This is a genomic window from Verrucomicrobium sp. BvORR034, from assembly GCF_000739635.1.
Taxonomy (GTDB): domain Bacteria; phylum Verrucomicrobiota; class Verrucomicrobiia; order Verrucomicrobiales; family Verrucomicrobiaceae; genus Verrucomicrobium.
This window is the reverse complement of sequence record NZ_BATQ01000106.1, coordinates 73,463-88,999: the sequence shown is the minus strand read 5'-3', so window position 1 is coordinate 88,999 and position 15,537 is coordinate 73,463. Positions and strand designations below refer to the sequence as shown.

The window sequence follows — 15,537 nt, the reverse complement described above, 5'->3', positions numbered from 1 at the left end:
CAGGAGTACAAACTTCCGACGGGCGATCTGCCCACACCGACACAGGTCCTCGATTTGCTGGCTGGGAAAGCCGTGGGTGCTCGCAAGAGTGGCTCCACGGAGATGCGCCACGCCCTGCTGCGTCAATGGGTGGCTGAGCGCATGGCTCACGCGGCCGACACGACGGGGCTGCAAGGCAAGCCCGACTCCAATGAGGATGTCCAGGAGTCGGACTTCGCTGCGAGGGTGCTGGCGGCCGCGCGATCCAGCGACACTGGCTGGTTTGGAGACAACAAAGTGTTTATCTCTCACGTATGGCGGCGGCTGAAACAGGCAGGGTGGCCCGACGCAGCGGATGAGCAGGAGTTCAAGCGTCGGCTGTTGGAAGCCAATCAGGCCCTTCGCCTACGCCTGAGCCGGGCCGACTTGGTGGAAGCCATGAATCCGGCGGACGTGGCAGGCTCGGCCACCCATCACCTCGGCGAAACTTTTCACTTTATCCGCACTGATTAATTTTGGGCGCTTCCTCTCATGAACGTCACTGACCCGCGACTCACGGCATTCTGCTCCAACAGCCACCCGGAGCTGTTTCATGCCATCGTGCATCGGCATGAGATTTTCCGGCACGACACCATGGACGTGCCGGAAGTACACGAGGAGGCGAGGGAGGCCTTCGCCCGGGTGATGAACAGCGTCGGAGCAGGGCTCCAATATGGGAAGATTCTGCTGCTGCTGGGGGAGGCGGGTTCGGGCAAGACCCACCTCATGCGGGCCTTCCGCAGTGAAGTCGTCCGAAAGGCCAGTGGGTACTTCACCTACATGCAGATGACCTCCGGTGAGGCCAACTACGAGCAGTATGTGCTGACCAACATCATTGACTCCTTAAACCAGTCTTACGACGACGACCTCTCTGAACAGACAGCCCTTCGACGTTTGTCCAACTCGCTCGTGGAAGACAAGGATCTCTTTGATCCCGGTGCGCTTCAGTTCCTCCGTGAAGGGGAGCTGAATCTGCCGTGGGTGTTTGAGTGTTCCGACTATCTGATCGCCAGGCTCAAGGTGCAGAACATTCATCCCGATCTGCTCAGGGTTCTGCTCCTGCTTCAGCGAGATGAGCCCCAATTGAAGAATCTTATTCTGCAGTATCTCCGCTGCCGGCCCCTCTCGGACTATGACCTGCAAAAACTGGGTGGCATCGCGCCACTGCACGGCGAAGGAGGGCCTCGCGAGGTCATCAGGTCTTTGGCCGCTCTGGCCTGGGCTTTGGATCAATCCACGTTCGTGATTTGTCTGGACCAGTTGGAAGACATCTATGAGTTGAATGAGCCGGTGCAGACGCGTTTTCTCTCCGCCATGCGGGTCGTGCGCGAACTCACCGATGCGGTGCCCTCCTTGGTCGTCGTGATCTCTTGCCTTGAAGATTTCTATGCCCAACTGAAGCCGTCACTGACGGCATCACTTCTTGATCGAATTGAAAAAAACCCTGGGCCCGCAAAGCTAACAGGCACCCGCACCGCCGCGGAAGTCGAGAAAATCATCGTGCGACGGCTGGAGCATCTCTTTGAAGACTCCGGAACGGACATTGTGACCACTGAGCCGCTCTTTCCCTTCGTGTCGGACCTCCCAGTAAAACTACAGGGAGCTAGGACACGTACGGTGCTGGACCTTTGTCGTGCCGCACGCGAGCGGAGCCAGAGGGATGGCCAGCGGCCGGTAGTAGCGAACACGGATGTCGGACGCCCGGAAGGAACGCTTGGACAGGTAACCCCTGGCGGATCTGAAGGACTCGTTCTGGAGCAGTTGTGGAATGACCACTATACGACCTATTCGGAGCCGCTCCCTGAGCACGAGGCTGAGATGAGCGGGTTGCTGGCATGGGCACTCTCCCAAGCTGCCGGTGAACTGCCCGGTCATGGCTGGACGATCAAAGCGTCGGCGGGCGGGGACCAGCTCGCGACGCAACTGGAGAACAGCGGCCAGGTGATTTCCCGGACGCTGGTGACCCTCTGCAATCAAAAAGCGCAAGGTGGCGCATTGGGGAATGCTGTAGTTGCTGCAAGAGAGCGGGCCAAAAATCAAGATCGGCGTTGTGTCATCGTTCGCACCACGTCATTTCCAGAGAGTCCTCGTACGGTCATTGCCAAGAAGCTGGGCGAACTCATTGCTGAAGGTGGAGCTCGCACGATCGTTGAAGATTCTGACTGGCGTGCCATGGCGGCCATGCAGACCTTTGTGGCCCAGCATGGTTCCCACCAGGGATTTGCAGAATGGCTCCTCAGCGAAACGCCACTGACGAAGCTCCGGCCGGTCAGCATGATTCTGAATCTCGACGACCTCCCGGCGGCGCCTGAGGTCGCGGCCGCCCTGCCTGGAAGCACTCGCCGGGTGGATCCTAAGCCGGATGCACCTAGTGAGGCAGCTCCGCCTACTCCGCTGAGCCAGCCCGCAGGCCGCTCGTGGCTCGGCATGACCAAGGAGCTGTCCCCGTCGCCGGTCACGATTGACAACGCGGAGCTCACCCGTCATACCGCCTTTCTCGGCGGATCGGGGAGCGGCAAGACGACGCTGGCGCTCAATCTCATCGAGAGCCTGCTGCTCTCTGGTGTGCCCGCAGTGCTCATCGACCGCAAGGGCGACCTGTGCAGCTACGCCAGTGAGGCTGCCTGGCAACAGCCCTTGCCCTCGCCAGAAGCAGAGGCACGTCGCGCGAAATTGCGCGAGTCGATCGAGGTAACCCTCTACACGCCTGGCCGGGATGACGGTCGCCCGCTATGCCTGCCCATGATTCCGGACGGGCTGGCCGAGATGAAGCCCACGGACCGTGACATCGCGGCCAAACACACCGCTGGAGCTCTCGCGGGGATGATGGGCTACAAAGCGAATGGTAATGACGCCGCCAAGACGGTCGTGCTCCAAAAGGCGCTCAGCGTGCTGGCGCAGGTGCACCCTGACATGAGCCTGGACAAGCTCCTCGGCATCGTTCACGACGAGGATGCCACGCTGATCAATGCCATTGGCTACCTCGACACCAAACACTTCAAAAAGCTGGTGCAGGACCTGGAGACGCTTCGCCTGGGCAATGCGGACCTCGTGGAAGCGCGGGGGGAGAAACTGAACGCGGAATCGCTCTTTCACTCGCCCCACGGAAAAACGCGGCTGACGATCATCAGCACGAAGTTCTTCGACTCGCCTGTTAAACTCCTGTTTTGGATTTCGCAGTTTCTCCAGGAGATGAACCGCTACGCGAGCAAACAACCTTCAGACAACCTCCAGGCCGTCCTCCTCTTTGATGAGGCGGATCTTTACCTGCCTGCCACGAGCAAACCCTCTACCAAGGAACCTATGGAAAACGCCTTGAAGCGCTTTCGTTCCGCTGGACTGGGGATGTTCCTCGCCACCCAGAGCCCCGGTGATTTTGACTACAAGGCCAAGGACAACATCCGCAACTGGTTCGTGGGACGCGTGAAAGAACCCACAGCCCTGGCCAAGATGAAACCGATGCTGAGCGAAGCCCGCATTGATGTGGCCTCGAAATTGCCCGCACAAGGGCCGGGACAATTCTACGTCATCCGCGATGGAGCAGTGACCAGCTTGCAAGCAGCACGCTCCCTCGTCAGCCCTGTCCAACTCTCTGACGAGGAAATACTGGCGCTTGCGAGAGCGCAGCGCCCCGTATCCTGATCTATGCGAGTGCCGCCCTCTGTTCGTAAGCCTTACTTCCTGGCGCGCTCATAGCCTTTGTCGTATCCTGCGGCAAAGCTCTCGTGCGTGTCTTTGTCGAAGAGCTTGTCATGGCGGGGGAAATGTTTGGACAACCCTTTTTGGGCGTCGTCCTGACCCACGCGATAACCGATATCGTAGGAATGACGCTGCCGGTCCACGTTGGGCGCCTCCTTGGGGGGCGGGGTGTACGGGTAGTAGCCGGATTTGTAGTGCTCACTGGGCACGGGTGGCTGGGGCGATACTCTGGCCTTGTAATACTCGCGATCCCGTCGGGCGGCGGCTTCCCGAGCGACGTCGTAGCCGGTGTCGTAGCCGTGAGAGAACGCATCGCGGGTGGCATCGTCGAACAGGTCGACATGGCGCACGAAGTGCTTGGAGTGCCCCTGCAAGAAGTCATCCTGGCCGACCCGGTAACCGACATCATAGGCATGTTGAGCGCGCTGGGGAGGTGGGATGTTCGGAGGCGGTGGTGCGTAGGGGTAGTAACCGGGGCTGTCGTGGTACGTCGGTGGCGGCTGATAGTAGGTGGGGCCGTTGTCTGAGAGCTTTCGCAAAGCTTCGGTGAGATCGCTTGCATGGGCTACGGTGAGGGCAAGGCCTCCCAATACGGTGCAGCTCAGTTTCCAGTTCATATGCTGAGGTGGGTATCTGGCAACAGTACGGCAGTCAATCGCGTGCCAACGTGGGAATTTTCCATGGAATGGTGGTTCTGGTCAACCCGTTCTGGAGAAACGAGGGGCCCGGCGTTGCAGAGAATGGGCAGGAGCACGGTCTTGGTGGGATCCGAAGAGACGCCATCGTTGAAATGTTCCGTCGTTTCAGAACGTCTTGGGGACTGCATGAATCCTGAATCTGCTCATCCCTTTTCCCGGCGGCACTTTCTCCACGCGGCCCTTGGCGGTGTCACTGTGCCGTCGTTGTCTGCTGCAGATGCAGGAGCTCTTCCGGAGAAGGAGGTGACTCAATCGGCTGGCAAGTTTTCCATTCCCGGTGAGGTGGTGCCGCTGGCGGATGACGCAGATGTGATCGTATGCGGCGCGGGTCCGGCCGGGGTGGCAGCCGCCATCGCTGCAGCCAGAACAGGGGCGAAGGTGCGCTTGTTTGAATGGCGCGGATGTCTGGGCGGGGTGTGGACCGCTGGTCTGCTGGGCTATCTGCTCGATTTCGACAAACCCGGTTTGGCCAAAGAGTTGAAGGTGAAACTGGATGAGCGCGGGGCCAAGACCGGAGGAGGGGAGAAGGCCTTCTGTTATGACCCGGAAGCTTTGAAGCTGCTGCTGGAAGACTTGTGCGTGGAAGCTGGAGTTCAGTTCCAATATCACACCCGGGTTGCCGCCGCCTTCAAGGAGGGCCGCCGCCTGACGACGATTGTCACCGACTCCAAGTCCGGCCGGGAAGCCTGGCGGGCTCCGGTCTTTATCGACACTACTGGCGACGGCGACCTCGGGGCGCTGGCGGGCTGTGCCTTTGAGCTGGGTGAAGCGAAGGATTGCCCCTGCCAGCCCATGTCGCTCAACGCCCTGCTCGTGGTGAAGGATGTGGAGTCCCTACGGGAGTTCGTTCGCTTTGGCAAGGCTTTGCCCGGTGAGAATACCAACGACGAGAAGAAGAACCGTATCCGGGCTGAGATTGAGAAATTTGGCCACTTCCCGTCCTACAGCAAACCGACCCTCTGGCATGTGAGGGGAAACCTGCTGTTCGCCATGATGAACCACGAGTATGGGGTGAAGCCCTTTGACGCAGCGGGCATCACGACCGCCACGGTGCGGGCTCGCGCGGAGGTGACCAAAATGGTAAACGGCCTGCGTGGTCTGGGCGGCCCTTGGGAGGGGCTGCAACTCGTGGCCACGGCAGAGCAGATCGGTGTGAGGGACGGGCGGCGCATCGCGGGAAGATTCACGGTGCAAAAGGATGACCTCATTCAAGGTGTCCGTCACGAAGACGGTGTGGCGCGGGTGACCTTCGGCGTGGACATCCATGCCACGAGTGCAGATCACAACAAGACGGCGGCCATTCACGCCACGGGCATCAAAGTGAAGCCCTATGACATTCCTCTGCGTGCCTTGATCGCACGGGATGTGGATGGCCTCATGATGGCTGGACGATGCATCAGTGGTGACTTCATTTCTCACGCCAGCTACCGGGTGACCGGGAATGCAGTCGCAATGGGAGAGGCGGCCGGAGTTACCGGAGCCATCGCCGCGAAGTCGCAGCGTCTGCCGCACGAGGTGAACTGGAAGGAGAGCGAGGAAAAGCTGCGCCAGCTCGGCTTGCGAGCCTGATTCCTCCCATGCCGGGATCCCGGTCAGAATGTCCAGGTAATCTGCGTGGCAATCAGGTGGCTTCGGTTGGCATTCAGGCCGGGTTCGTGTCCATAACTGTACTGCACCTTGCCTTGCAGGTTGTGGGCAAAACGGTATCCCAGAGCCAGATCGATCCTGTAGAGGTCGCGGTCCCAGCTGGGGGAGCCGCCTCGCCCGTCGGGAATCTCGTCAAACCATTGCTGATTCCATCTCAGGGCGGCATAGAGGCTGGGGGTGATCTTATAGCGGCCCTCCACATAGAACGAGGCGAGGTCTGCATCGCCGACCCCTGGCACTTCGAACCGGGTGAAGATCAGCTCGCTCCAGAGTTCGAAATGGCGGATCGAGTAGCGCAGGTCTATCCCAACCGTGTCCTGCTTGAAGTCGTCCCGATCGCTCCCGGGAGGCAGGGTGGCGTCCGCCGCCTCCAGTAGATAGGCACCCGTGCTCCCGGAGATGCCGAGCGCAAAGGCGGGATCCGGTTTCCATCCCAGACGGCCAGTCACTGTGGGTTGGTCCCACTCCACCTCCCTTGCTTCCCAGGCACTGGGGCGGGAGGAAAGCGCGTTGCTCTTGATCTCGAAGGCATACTCAAACTGGTCCAACCTTCCGGACAAAGAGGCACCATGGGCGTAGGAGGGACCCCAGATCTGGGTGAGCCAATCCCTCTTCTTGTCTGCCTGCGTCTTGCGTCCCAGGAAAGCCTGCCGGCTGAGAGGGACGGCGGCATCGGTGATGCCAAACACATTTTCATACGGAGCAGGGGCGGTGACGAAGGGGTTCTGGGTGCTGAGGTGACGCGGAATCCAGTTGCCAAACACGGAGGCAAACTTGCCCACCTGGACGTTGACCATGGAGTTGCCCCAGGGGCTCCAGCGGATGGCGTATTCGTCGAGTCGAATGTCGCCATCGGATGTCACGCCTGGATCAAAACCACGATCAACGCGGGCCTGCACAAACGCGCTCCAGTGCGGGCCCCACTGGAGGTCCAGCATCAATGAGAGACGGGGTTCAAGGTAAGTGTCGTCATCGGTGAATAGCAGGCCAGGAGCTGGCTGGTCGATGAAATAGGTCTCCAGATCAAGAGAGCCGCTCAGGGTGGCGTCCACCGGGGAATCCGGCGGAAGCAGAGGGATGGCCTGGGCGGTTGTACTCAGCAGGAGGAGGGCCGCGCCCAGGGCGCAAGCCAGCCAGGCGTCTGTGGTTCGCGAGAGTCTGGGCAGTGCGATCATCTTTGGGCCGGTGTGGGTTGAGGCGTTGGCAGGGCGAGCAGCCGGTAGGCGGGAACGGGATCGCTGAACCCTTTCAGCTCAAGGGGTGAGGTCGGCTCGACCATGGTATCTGGCGGGAGGGCATCGTAGGTGTTGCGATCGATGAGCAGTTCCATCCGGCCAGCGCTGGAGCAGAGGCGCGAAGCTAAGTTCACCCGTTCCCCCAGTACAGTGTAATTCAACCGGTCGGCCGATCCCATGCAGCCTGCAAGCATCTCACCAGTGGCGAGTCCGATGCCCATTTCGATGCGGTGGGTGGACGTCTCATTCAGCGCGGTCCGCACTTGCAGCATCTCCAGGGCACAGTGGGCGGCATTGAGAGCATCGTTCCCGTAGCTCATGGGGGCGCCGAAGATGGCCATGATCAGATCACCTACGAACTTGTCCACGACGCCGTGATGTTTGTGCACCACCCGGTTCAAAGCGGTCATGTGCTCGTTGAGCATGGCGATCACCTCAGCGGGAGGCATGTTCTCCGTCAGCGTCGTGAATCCCCGGATGTCGCAGAAGACGACGCTGCTGGTGCGGATTTCACCGCCCAGCCGGATCTGACCGCTGATCATCTGGGTGGCCACCTCTTTGTCTGTGACCTGGGAGAGCACAGCGCGGTAACGTTCCTTGAGGGCGAGATCCTTGGTCATCTCGTTGAAGGATGCCGCCAGCGTTCCCAGCTCGTCCCGTGTCTTCACCTCGACCGGTGTTTCAAAGTCACCCTGCCTCACCCGGTTCGTGCCCTGCACAAGTTGCTCGATGGGTTTGCTGAAGCCGTGAGAGATGAGCATCACAAACCCGATGCCCACCACTAAGGCAAACAGGCCGAACCCAAGAATGACCAGACGCAAGCCCCGCTGTTCCTTCATCGCCTCATCCAGAGAGTAGAGACCCACCTGAGCGGCGGCCGGGAAGAGCGGGTTGTGTGGGATCTCTTTGATAAAGAGCCGATGGGGCTTCTTCCCATCGTACAAGGGGTTGAGATCGCTATGAGCCCCGGTCGTCTGGGGAAGGTGCTGCATCATGTTGGCGACCCGGCTGTTGATGGAGGGATGCAACGACAATGGCATCGCGGGTCCATAGATCTGGCCGTCAAGCCAGATGCCGCTCATCAGTTCCTGCATGCCTTCCGGGAAGGCTGACGAGGTCAGATCAGAGACCGGATAGCTGACCACGATGGCTCCGAGGAGCTCGTTGGTAGGTTCGATGATTAACGGGGTGATGATGAACTCTCGCAGGTGAAAGCCTGTTTGGAGTGTTCCTTTTTGGCGGGTTTGTTTCACGGCCAGATAGCCGATCTCCTGGCGCTGCAGATCAGCGGTCGTGAGCCGTTTCTTGAAGAGGGCCACGGGTTTGCCCTGCTGCACATCTAGGAAGGTGGGGAAGTAGCTGCGTGGTTTGGTCGGCACGAGTGGGTGGCCGCTGGCATCCACCACCATGGCTGTGGCCCCGTCTGCGGGAGTGCTGCCTGATGGTTCCTCGGAGGCCACGGTTGCCTGCCGGTTGATCAGGGCCAGGCCTTCCACATCCAGGTTGTCATACAGGAGATCGGGATCGTTCGATGCCAGGGCCTCCTCCATGGCCGAGACAACGCGCACCTTTTCAGCGGTGGTTTTGCAGAGCGCGGAGAGCTCCTGAAGCTGTCGGGCGCGCTGCTCGGCGAAGGCCTGAGTCTGGTGGTGGAACTGCTCCTCGAACAGGCGTTGATAACCTGTCTGGACCTGCCGCTCCGTCACAAAGATGGTGGACCCAGTCACCGCTGCCACCACGAGGGACATCGCCAGAACAAGCTTGGTGCGGTAGGAAAGGGCAGGCACGGGGCATGCGAAGGGTGAAGTCGTTCTAGTTGGGCGAGCAGCGGTGCTTTACTTGCGGGCGCTGCTGTCGAAATTCAGCCGGACGGTTTGTCCAGCCTTCAAGGTGACCGGTGCGGACAGCACGGTTTTTTCGTCCAGCCAGGCCTTCAACTGGTAAGTGCCAGCTGGAAGACCTTTGAGCCGAAACTTGCCGTCCGCCGTTGTGGTTGTGAAATGGGGCGTGTCCAGGACCAGTATGACGCCACGCATGTGCTGGTGAATCTCGCAATACAGCCGCACGACACCCGGCTTGTCGAAGGTCAGGGCGGGAGGATTTTCCCCCATGCGGTAGCGGCCGAGGTCGAAACGCTTTGCCTTGGAGAGGGAAAAGACATTGTGGTAGTCCTCGTCATGGTTTGGGAACTCCACGCGGGTGCCCGTCTGAATGGGCAGGACATGGTGCTCAAACTGATAACCCCGCTGTCCCATGATGCTGACCGTGTTTCCAGTGCGTGTGGGAGGAGCGCCCTCCAGGTAGATGACTGCCACGGGCTTGGCGGGAGCAGCGAGCTGGCCCGCTTTCAATTGATAACGGCCCATGGGGGCGGGCGGCGGCTGGGGAATGGAACTGATCTGCCCCTCGACGATGGCCTGGGCCTGGCAACGGGATGAGGCGGCCAGGGCAATAACGAGGCTGCCAAGCAAGCAGGAAGGCCAGCGCAGGGATCTCATGTCCAGCATCCTACTGGTGAAAATGCCCTGCGCAAGCGGGCGCACTGGCCCGCCCATTACTTGCGAACGCGCTTCAAAACGCACTCGGCTGCCCAGTAGCCGCACATGCCGTGAACGCCTCCTCCAGGAGGGGTGGATGCCGAGCAGAGGTAGATTTTTGGGTGGGGAGTGGCGTAGGGCTGAAACAAGCCGGCGGGGCGGGTAAAGAGCTGTCGCCAGTCCGTGATACCACCCACGACATCGCCTCCGATGTAGTTGGGATTGTAGCTCTCCATCTGGCTGGTATTGAGCGTGGACGTGGCAGCGATGCAATCGCGGAAGCCGGGCGCGAATCGCTCGATCTGACGGGTGATGACCTCCAGCCGGTCCTCCGTGGATCCATGCGGGACATGACAGTAAGCCCAGGCCACGTGCCTGCCGGCGGGAGCGCGGATGGGGTCCAGCATCGAGGGTTGGGAGACCAGGACAAAGGGATTGTCCGAATGGCGCCCCTGCCAGGCATCACGTTCACTTCTGGTTATTTCCTCAAGGGTGCCGCCCAGGTGGACGGTGCCAGCGCGATGGCAGTTCTCATTGGCCCACGGGATGGAGTGATGGAGGGCGTAGTCCACCTTGAAAACCCCCGGCCCATGACGGAATCGCTCCAGCTTGTACCGGTAGGCTTGCGGGAGCTCACGGCCGCACATTCTGGCGAGATTCCGTGGACTGATGTCAAAGAGGTAAGCCCGGGCGTCTGGCAGATCGGCAAAGGACTTCACCGGCGTATTGCACCGCACCTCGCCACCGAGGGAGGTCAGCAGACTCACCATCGCATTGGCCATGCTCTGCGAGCCGCCTTCGGGAATGGGCCAGCCCCCCGCATGCGCGGCAGTTTGCAAAACCAGGCCGATGGCCGAGGTCAGCGGCAGGTGGAAGGGCATGACCGAGTGACCGGCATTTCCCGCGAAGAGCGCGCGCGCCTCAGGTGTGGAGAAATAACGGGCAAAGACGCTGGCAGGCAAGCCTGCGCCCATGCCGAAACGGGCCATCAACAAGGGATGACGGGGCAGGCGGGCTGGTGCCAGCAGGTCCCCATAGAGTTCATTGGCATGAGCAGCCAAGGATTCAAAAAAGAACCGATACCGACCACTGTCTTTTCCCAGTCCAGCCGCTGTTTCCTGAAGGGAGCGGTGGAGCAGCACGGCCCGACCTCCGTCCAAGGGGTGGGCCAGGGGCAGGTCGGGGTGAATCCATCGTAGCCCGTGAGATTCCAGATCCAGGGACCGGAAGAAGGGGGACGCCACCCCCATCGGGTGAATGGCGGAGCAGACGTCGTGCAGGTGGAAGGGCTTGGTCAGCTCCTTGGTGCGCATGCCGCCGCCCACGGTATCGGCCCCTTCCAGGACCAGGGTCTTCCATCCCTGCTGGGCCAGGCGAATGGCGGCAGCCAGGCCATTCGGGCCGGAACCAATGATGATGGCGTCGTACTGGGGCATGCGTGTGGCGTTCAGCATAGGAGGATGCGGTGGAAGCGCCAGTGGCAATGTGCCGCGACATGGCCCGCGTCACAGGAGAGGGAGAAACTGACAAGAAATCCTGAGGGCGGCCGTCATGCCTCTCAAGACAGTTCCCCCATTATGAAAATGCTTCCCACCAAGAAGGGCACCCGCTTGACGCTGGGCCTTGCTGCACTCCTGACCATGACGCCCCCGGCCTCCGCCGTGTCACTGTTTGGCGATCCCTATGAGAAGGCGATCGAACGCACCGCCACCATGTCGCGCGAGGGAGAGGCTCAGGAGCTGGCTCGCGCCCGCGGGTTGCAAGTGCTGGACGTGACTTGGGAGGACACGGGGCGCTTCAAGAGCTCGTCGGTAGGGCCCAACATCAGCGACATGACCATCCAGGTGGGACGGGAGACAAAAGGGGGATTCAAGACCACCTGCATGCCTGTCATTCGCTTCCCCAACTTTGACGACAAATCATGCGACATCGATCCGGCAGCGTTCACCCTGCTGGTGGGCAATGAGCGGGGGCGTGGCCTCCAACGTGTCTCTCTGAGGGATTTCCTTTCCAGTCCTCTGGACTTCCTCAGCCAGCCGGGTTCATGGAAAAACGATGGCCAGGCCCGGTCCCTGCTGGCGGCACGCGATTCCAAGGTGCTGGTGAGTGCCCAGGCATGCTTCCTCCCAATTCCCAAGGAGGGGAAAGCCACCTTCAACCCCGTGCTGTTCAACTACCAGTCCATCAGTGGGGATCCTGCGGTGCTGACCATACTGTGCACCCGCGAGGGCACGAGTGTGACGGTGATCGACAACAAACGCGATGCCTTTGCCAGTGGCAGCGCTTGGGGCCAACGTCTGTTTTTCAATGCAAACGGCCAAAGGGCGAGTCTCACGGGCGAACGTGAGTCTGACTCCAAAGTGGGCAAGGAGGCGGGGCCTGAGGGCCAGACGCCCAAGCTTGGCGCTGAAGCTGGCCTCAACATGGTGCTGCTCATCCAAGTGCCCTTAAAACAAAAGGAACGGCCTCGTCGCTTCTCTCTTGGGGCAGCCGATGAAGCGATGCCTGCCGCTCCGGCGGGTGCGGCTCGGACTCGCACCAGTGATGTGGAGAACGCCGTGATCGGCCACGGTGAAATGGAAGGCCCCTTCACGGAGATCGACAACCTTCCCATTCGCCGGGATCCTGACTATCCCGTACGCGTGACGGTCCAGTTCTACAAGGCCACTTCCAATGGGGTGGTGTCGGAAGCCGATGTGGCCGCCATCAAGGCCCAAATTGATCGGGTGTATGCCCAGAGCAATTATGTGGGCAGCCTGGTCACGGGTGGGGAGACGGGCCGCGTCACGGAATATGCCGGAGTGAAGGTGCAGCCCGAAGGTTGGTGGGAAGAATTCTGGGCCCGCCACGAGAAGAACACGGGCGATGACCGGAAGACGGCCATCGCGAAGCTGAAGAAGCTGCTGGGTGAGGACTATCTCCTTAAGCCAGTGTCGGAACTCTACGTGAGGGACATGTTGCGGACAAAGTAGTGCAAGTCTTGAGACTTGCATCGCTAGGCACCCTTGCTCGCTCGTGTTTCGAGGTTACGCACTACGCGATGTAGTCTAGGATACCTGGTCATTCTGACGCAACATTGCGAGGTGCAGTTGTTCCACCAGGATCTTCTTGCTCCGATGCCGAAGCCACACCAGCAGGAAGAAGGGTGCGGCGGCAACGATGATACCTCCGATGATCATTAGCAGCTCGTTTTCCTTCCACGTGTCCGACAGATTCATGTATCCGACAAACACTCCGAGAATCCACGCAATGGTAGCGACGATGAAACCGTAGGTGGAAAAAACCTGCGCCCAGCACAAGGGTTCTCTGTTGAGGACATAGTAGCTCTCGGAGTGATAGGCAACTGCATGGACGTCATCTTGCGGGTTGCGGGCAATTCGCAGGCTTCTGATCGGGATGATAGGAAGATAGAAGAGGATTATCCATTCGGTGGTGATGTAAGAACCATTGAGCTGATAGTTCCGTTCACCGTAGAAAGCGGTGCCAATTCCGTTGAATGAGCCGGGCATAGGAAGAAAAGACGGTAGAGCGAGAGATGAAATCCGACTGAAGCTCCGCGTCACACGGGTTCTTGCAAGCAAAGTTTCTGAACTTGGTCATGACGTCCGATGGGCATTGCATCCGTCGGACAAGCTGTGGTTTACTTCTGGGAAAATGAATCGCCGTCAATTTGTTGCTTCGAGCACCGCTCTAGGTGCACTCGCCACGATGGGAGGCTTGCCATTGACGGCTGAAGGGGTGCCCAAGACCCGCCCCAACCGGATTGGCGTTTCATCCTATTCCTTCTGGGGCTTCAACCGGGAGCCGCTGCGCCCGATGGACGTCTGTCTGGAGCATGCGGCGCGGATGGGGTTCGACGGATTCGAGGTGCTGCAGCGGCAGTTGATTTCGTATGAGCCGGCCGAGTTGTTTAAGATCAAACGTCACGCGTTTGTGCTGGGCCTGGATCTGATGGGCTATTCCACGCACCAGGGCTTTCTCTCCCCAGACAAGGAGAAGCGGAAGAAGAACTTCGACCATACGGTGGACTGTCTGGAGCAGGCCTATCAGCTGGGGATTCCCACGATGCGGGTGAACTCGGGGACGTGGGGCACGACCAAGAGTTTCGATGAGCTGATGGCGCGGCGGGGCGAGGATGATCCGCTCCCTGGCTACACGGAAGAAAACGCGTTTGAGTGGGTGATTGAAGCTTACGGCGGGCTCGCGGCCGAGGCGGGGAAGCGAGGTGTGATCATGGGACTGGAAAATCACTGGGGTCTGGGTCGCACTCCCCAGGGGGTGAAGCGGGTGGTGGATGCGGTGAATTCCCCCTGGCTCAAGGTCACTCTGGATACGGGTTGTTTCCTGGAGGATCCCTATGACCGGCTGGCGATGCTGGCACCTGACACCGTGCTGCTCCAGGCGAAGACGTACTACGGTGGCGGCACATGGTACACGCTCGACCTCGACTACGACCGGATCGCTGGCATCATGAAGAAGGCCGGGTTTGCCGGCTATGTCTCGCTGGAATTTGAGGGGAAGGAGGATCCGCTGAATGCGATCCCCAAGAGCCTGGCCTTGCTGCGCAAGGCGTTCGGTCAGATGTGAAGCGGCATCTCACCGCCCGAAGGCTCGTAGTTCGGTTTCAGCAGCACAAAGATGGGGATGGTGAGGACGGTCAGTCCTAGGGCGATCCAGGTCCAGTGCCAATGGATCTGCACACCCCACAGCGGTCCGCGGGCGGGCACCACCTCCCACTGGCCATTGGATTTCTTGTACCGGCCTTGATAGAAGTTGAAGTCAAAGAGCCAAGTCTGGCCCGTGCCGATGCGATACTCAATGAGGGGCGGGGGAGGACCGTCGGAGTTCTCCGCGGGGATGGAGGCAATGGCGCTGTCGGCCGGAACCCAATGGGTCCACGTCATGAACGCCGCACTGCTGGGCAGCCCGCGCCGCTGAATGTTCGCCCATTCCTCGTCGTTGACGCCATATTTGGCCGCCATGCTGATGACGGGCAGGATCACCGTCATCAGAATAAAGAGGGAGGATGCTATGAGAAATAGGCAGTAAAGACGCGACCGCATGGTGGAGTCAGTTGGCTAGTTTCAAAGAGGAGGTGGCAGGCAGGGCTTCCAAGAGAGAGGTATAGACCCTCAAGTCAGCCGCGGAGAAACAACAAAAGATGATTTCATCGAGGGCAGGGTGACGCTCCACTCCCTCTTGGGCCGTACGGATGGCGGTCTCCGCAGCAAGCTCGATGGGATAGCCGAAAATGCCCGTGCTGATGCTGGGGAAGGCGATGGTTCGCACCCCGTTCGCCGCCGCGATCTCGAGTGAGCGACGGTAGCAGGAGGCCAGCAGGTCTGGCTCCCCGCTTTGTCCACCCCGCCAGACTGGCCCGACGGTGTGGATGATGAGCTTAGCCGGAAGCAGATGCCCCTTCGTGAGCTTCGCATCGCCTGTTTTGCAGCCGCCCAGGAGCCGGCATTCTTGGAGCAGCTCAGGGCCTGCCGCACGATGAATCGCTCCATCGACACCTCCGCCACCCAGCAAGGAAGAGTTGGCCGCATTGACAATGGCATCCACGTTGAGGGATGTGATGTCTGCCTGGAGGGCGCGTAGTTTTTGGCTCATGCGGTGCGGTGTCGCAGTCGTCAGATCTGGCAGGCGTGACCCCTCGCCGACCTGACGTTCGATACAGTATGATGGAAAACTTGCATCAAA

At 60.2% G+C, this 15,537-nt stretch carries 12 protein-coding genes and 1 pseudogene; 5 read left to right on the top strand and 8 right to left on the bottom strand.

Annotated elements, in window-relative coordinates; genetic code table 11:
• Both BV034_RS17890 and BV034_RS17885 read left to right on the top strand, forming a co-directional pair.
• Positions 1-492: pseudogene (locus BV034_RS17890) on the top strand (hypothetical protein); the annotation flags it as partial.
• A gap of 18 nt (positions 493-510) precedes the next feature.
• A complete protein-coding gene (locus tag BV034_RS17885) occupies positions 511-3,660 on the top strand; it encodes an AAA family ATPase (protein WP_050028357.1) in 3,150 nt (1,049 codons plus the stop codon).
• Between the two features lie 32 nt (positions 3,661-3,692).
• Here the strand turns inward: BV034_RS17885 and BV034_RS17880 are convergent, their stop codons facing one another.
• On the bottom strand, positions 3,693-4,334 hold the full coding sequence (locus BV034_RS17880) for a hypothetical protein (protein WP_050028356.1): 642 nt from the start codon (positions 4,332-4,334) through the stop codon (positions 3,693-3,695).
• 207 nt (positions 4,335-4,541) lie between these two features.
• Between BV034_RS17880 and BV034_RS17875 the strand changes: the two genes are divergently transcribed.
• Complete coding sequence (locus BV034_RS17875; RefSeq protein WP_050028355.1) at positions 4,542-5,984, top strand: FAD-dependent oxidoreductase; 1,443 nt, start codon at positions 4,542-4,544, stop codon at positions 5,982-5,984.
• A gap of 23 nt (positions 5,985-6,007) precedes the next feature.
• Here BV034_RS17875 and BV034_RS17870 read toward each other — a convergent pair whose 3' ends face one another.
• The 4 genes from BV034_RS17870 to BV034_RS17855 are packed head-to-tail and all read right to left on the bottom strand — an operon-like array spanning position 6,008 to position 11,288.
• Positions 6,008-7,237 (bottom strand): hypothetical protein, encoded by a 1,230-nt coding sequence (locus BV034_RS17870; protein WP_050028354.1) that lies wholly within the window; start codon positions 7,235-7,237, stop codon positions 6,008-6,010.
• On the bottom strand, positions 7,234-9,084 hold the full coding sequence (locus tag BV034_RS17865) for an adenylate/guanylate cyclase domain-containing protein (protein WP_265593136.1): 1,851 nt from the start codon (positions 9,082-9,084) through the stop codon (positions 7,234-7,236). The genes BV034_RS17870 and BV034_RS17865 overlap by 4 nt, the downstream gene beginning before the upstream one ends.
• A gap of 48 nt (positions 9,085-9,132) precedes the next feature.
• Entirely contained in the window at positions 9,133-9,795 is a 663-nt protein-coding gene (locus BV034_RS17860; protein WP_063768817.1) for a carboxypeptidase regulatory-like domain-containing protein, read from the bottom strand.
• Between the two features lie 56 nt (positions 9,796-9,851).
• Complete coding sequence (locus BV034_RS17855; RefSeq protein WP_265593135.1) at positions 9,852-11,288, bottom strand: NAD(P)/FAD-dependent oxidoreductase; 1,437 nt, start codon at positions 11,286-11,288, stop codon at positions 9,852-9,854.
• 123 nt (positions 11,289-11,411) lie between these two features.
• On the opposite strand from BV034_RS17855, the gene BV034_RS17850 reads away from it, so the two are divergent.
• Positions 11,412-12,806, top strand: a complete 1,395-nt coding sequence (locus BV034_RS17850; RefSeq protein ID WP_050028351.1) for a hypothetical protein — start codon at positions 11,412-11,414, stop codon at positions 12,804-12,806.
• A 75-nt stretch (positions 12,807-12,881) separates the two neighbouring features.
• Here BV034_RS17850 and BV034_RS17845 read toward each other — a convergent pair whose 3' ends face one another.
• The gene (locus BV034_RS17845; protein WP_050028350.1) at positions 12,882-13,343 is read right to left on the bottom strand and encodes a hypothetical protein; all 462 of its coding nucleotides are present in this window, start codon (positions 13,341-13,343) and stop codon (positions 12,882-12,884) included.
• A 145-nt stretch (positions 13,344-13,488) separates the two neighbouring features.
• Here BV034_RS17845 and BV034_RS17840 point away from each other — a divergent pair, with 145 nt between their 5' ends.
• A complete protein-coding gene (locus BV034_RS17840; RefSeq protein WP_050028349.1) occupies positions 13,489-14,421 on the top strand; it encodes a sugar phosphate isomerase/epimerase family protein in 933 nt (310 codons plus the stop codon).
• Here BV034_RS17840 and BV034_RS17835 read toward each other — a convergent pair.
• Positions 14,412-14,897, bottom strand: a complete 486-nt coding sequence (locus tag BV034_RS17835) for a hypothetical protein (protein ID WP_265593134.1) — start codon at positions 14,895-14,897, stop codon at positions 14,412-14,414. The genes BV034_RS17840 and BV034_RS17835 overlap by 10 nt on opposite strands.
• Positions 14,898-14,904: 7 nt before the next feature.
• Entirely contained in the window at positions 14,905-15,447 is a 543-nt protein-coding gene (locus tag BV034_RS17830) for an O-acetyl-ADP-ribose deacetylase (RefSeq protein ID WP_050028347.1), read from the bottom strand.
• Positions 15,448-15,537 lie beyond the last annotated feature (90 nt).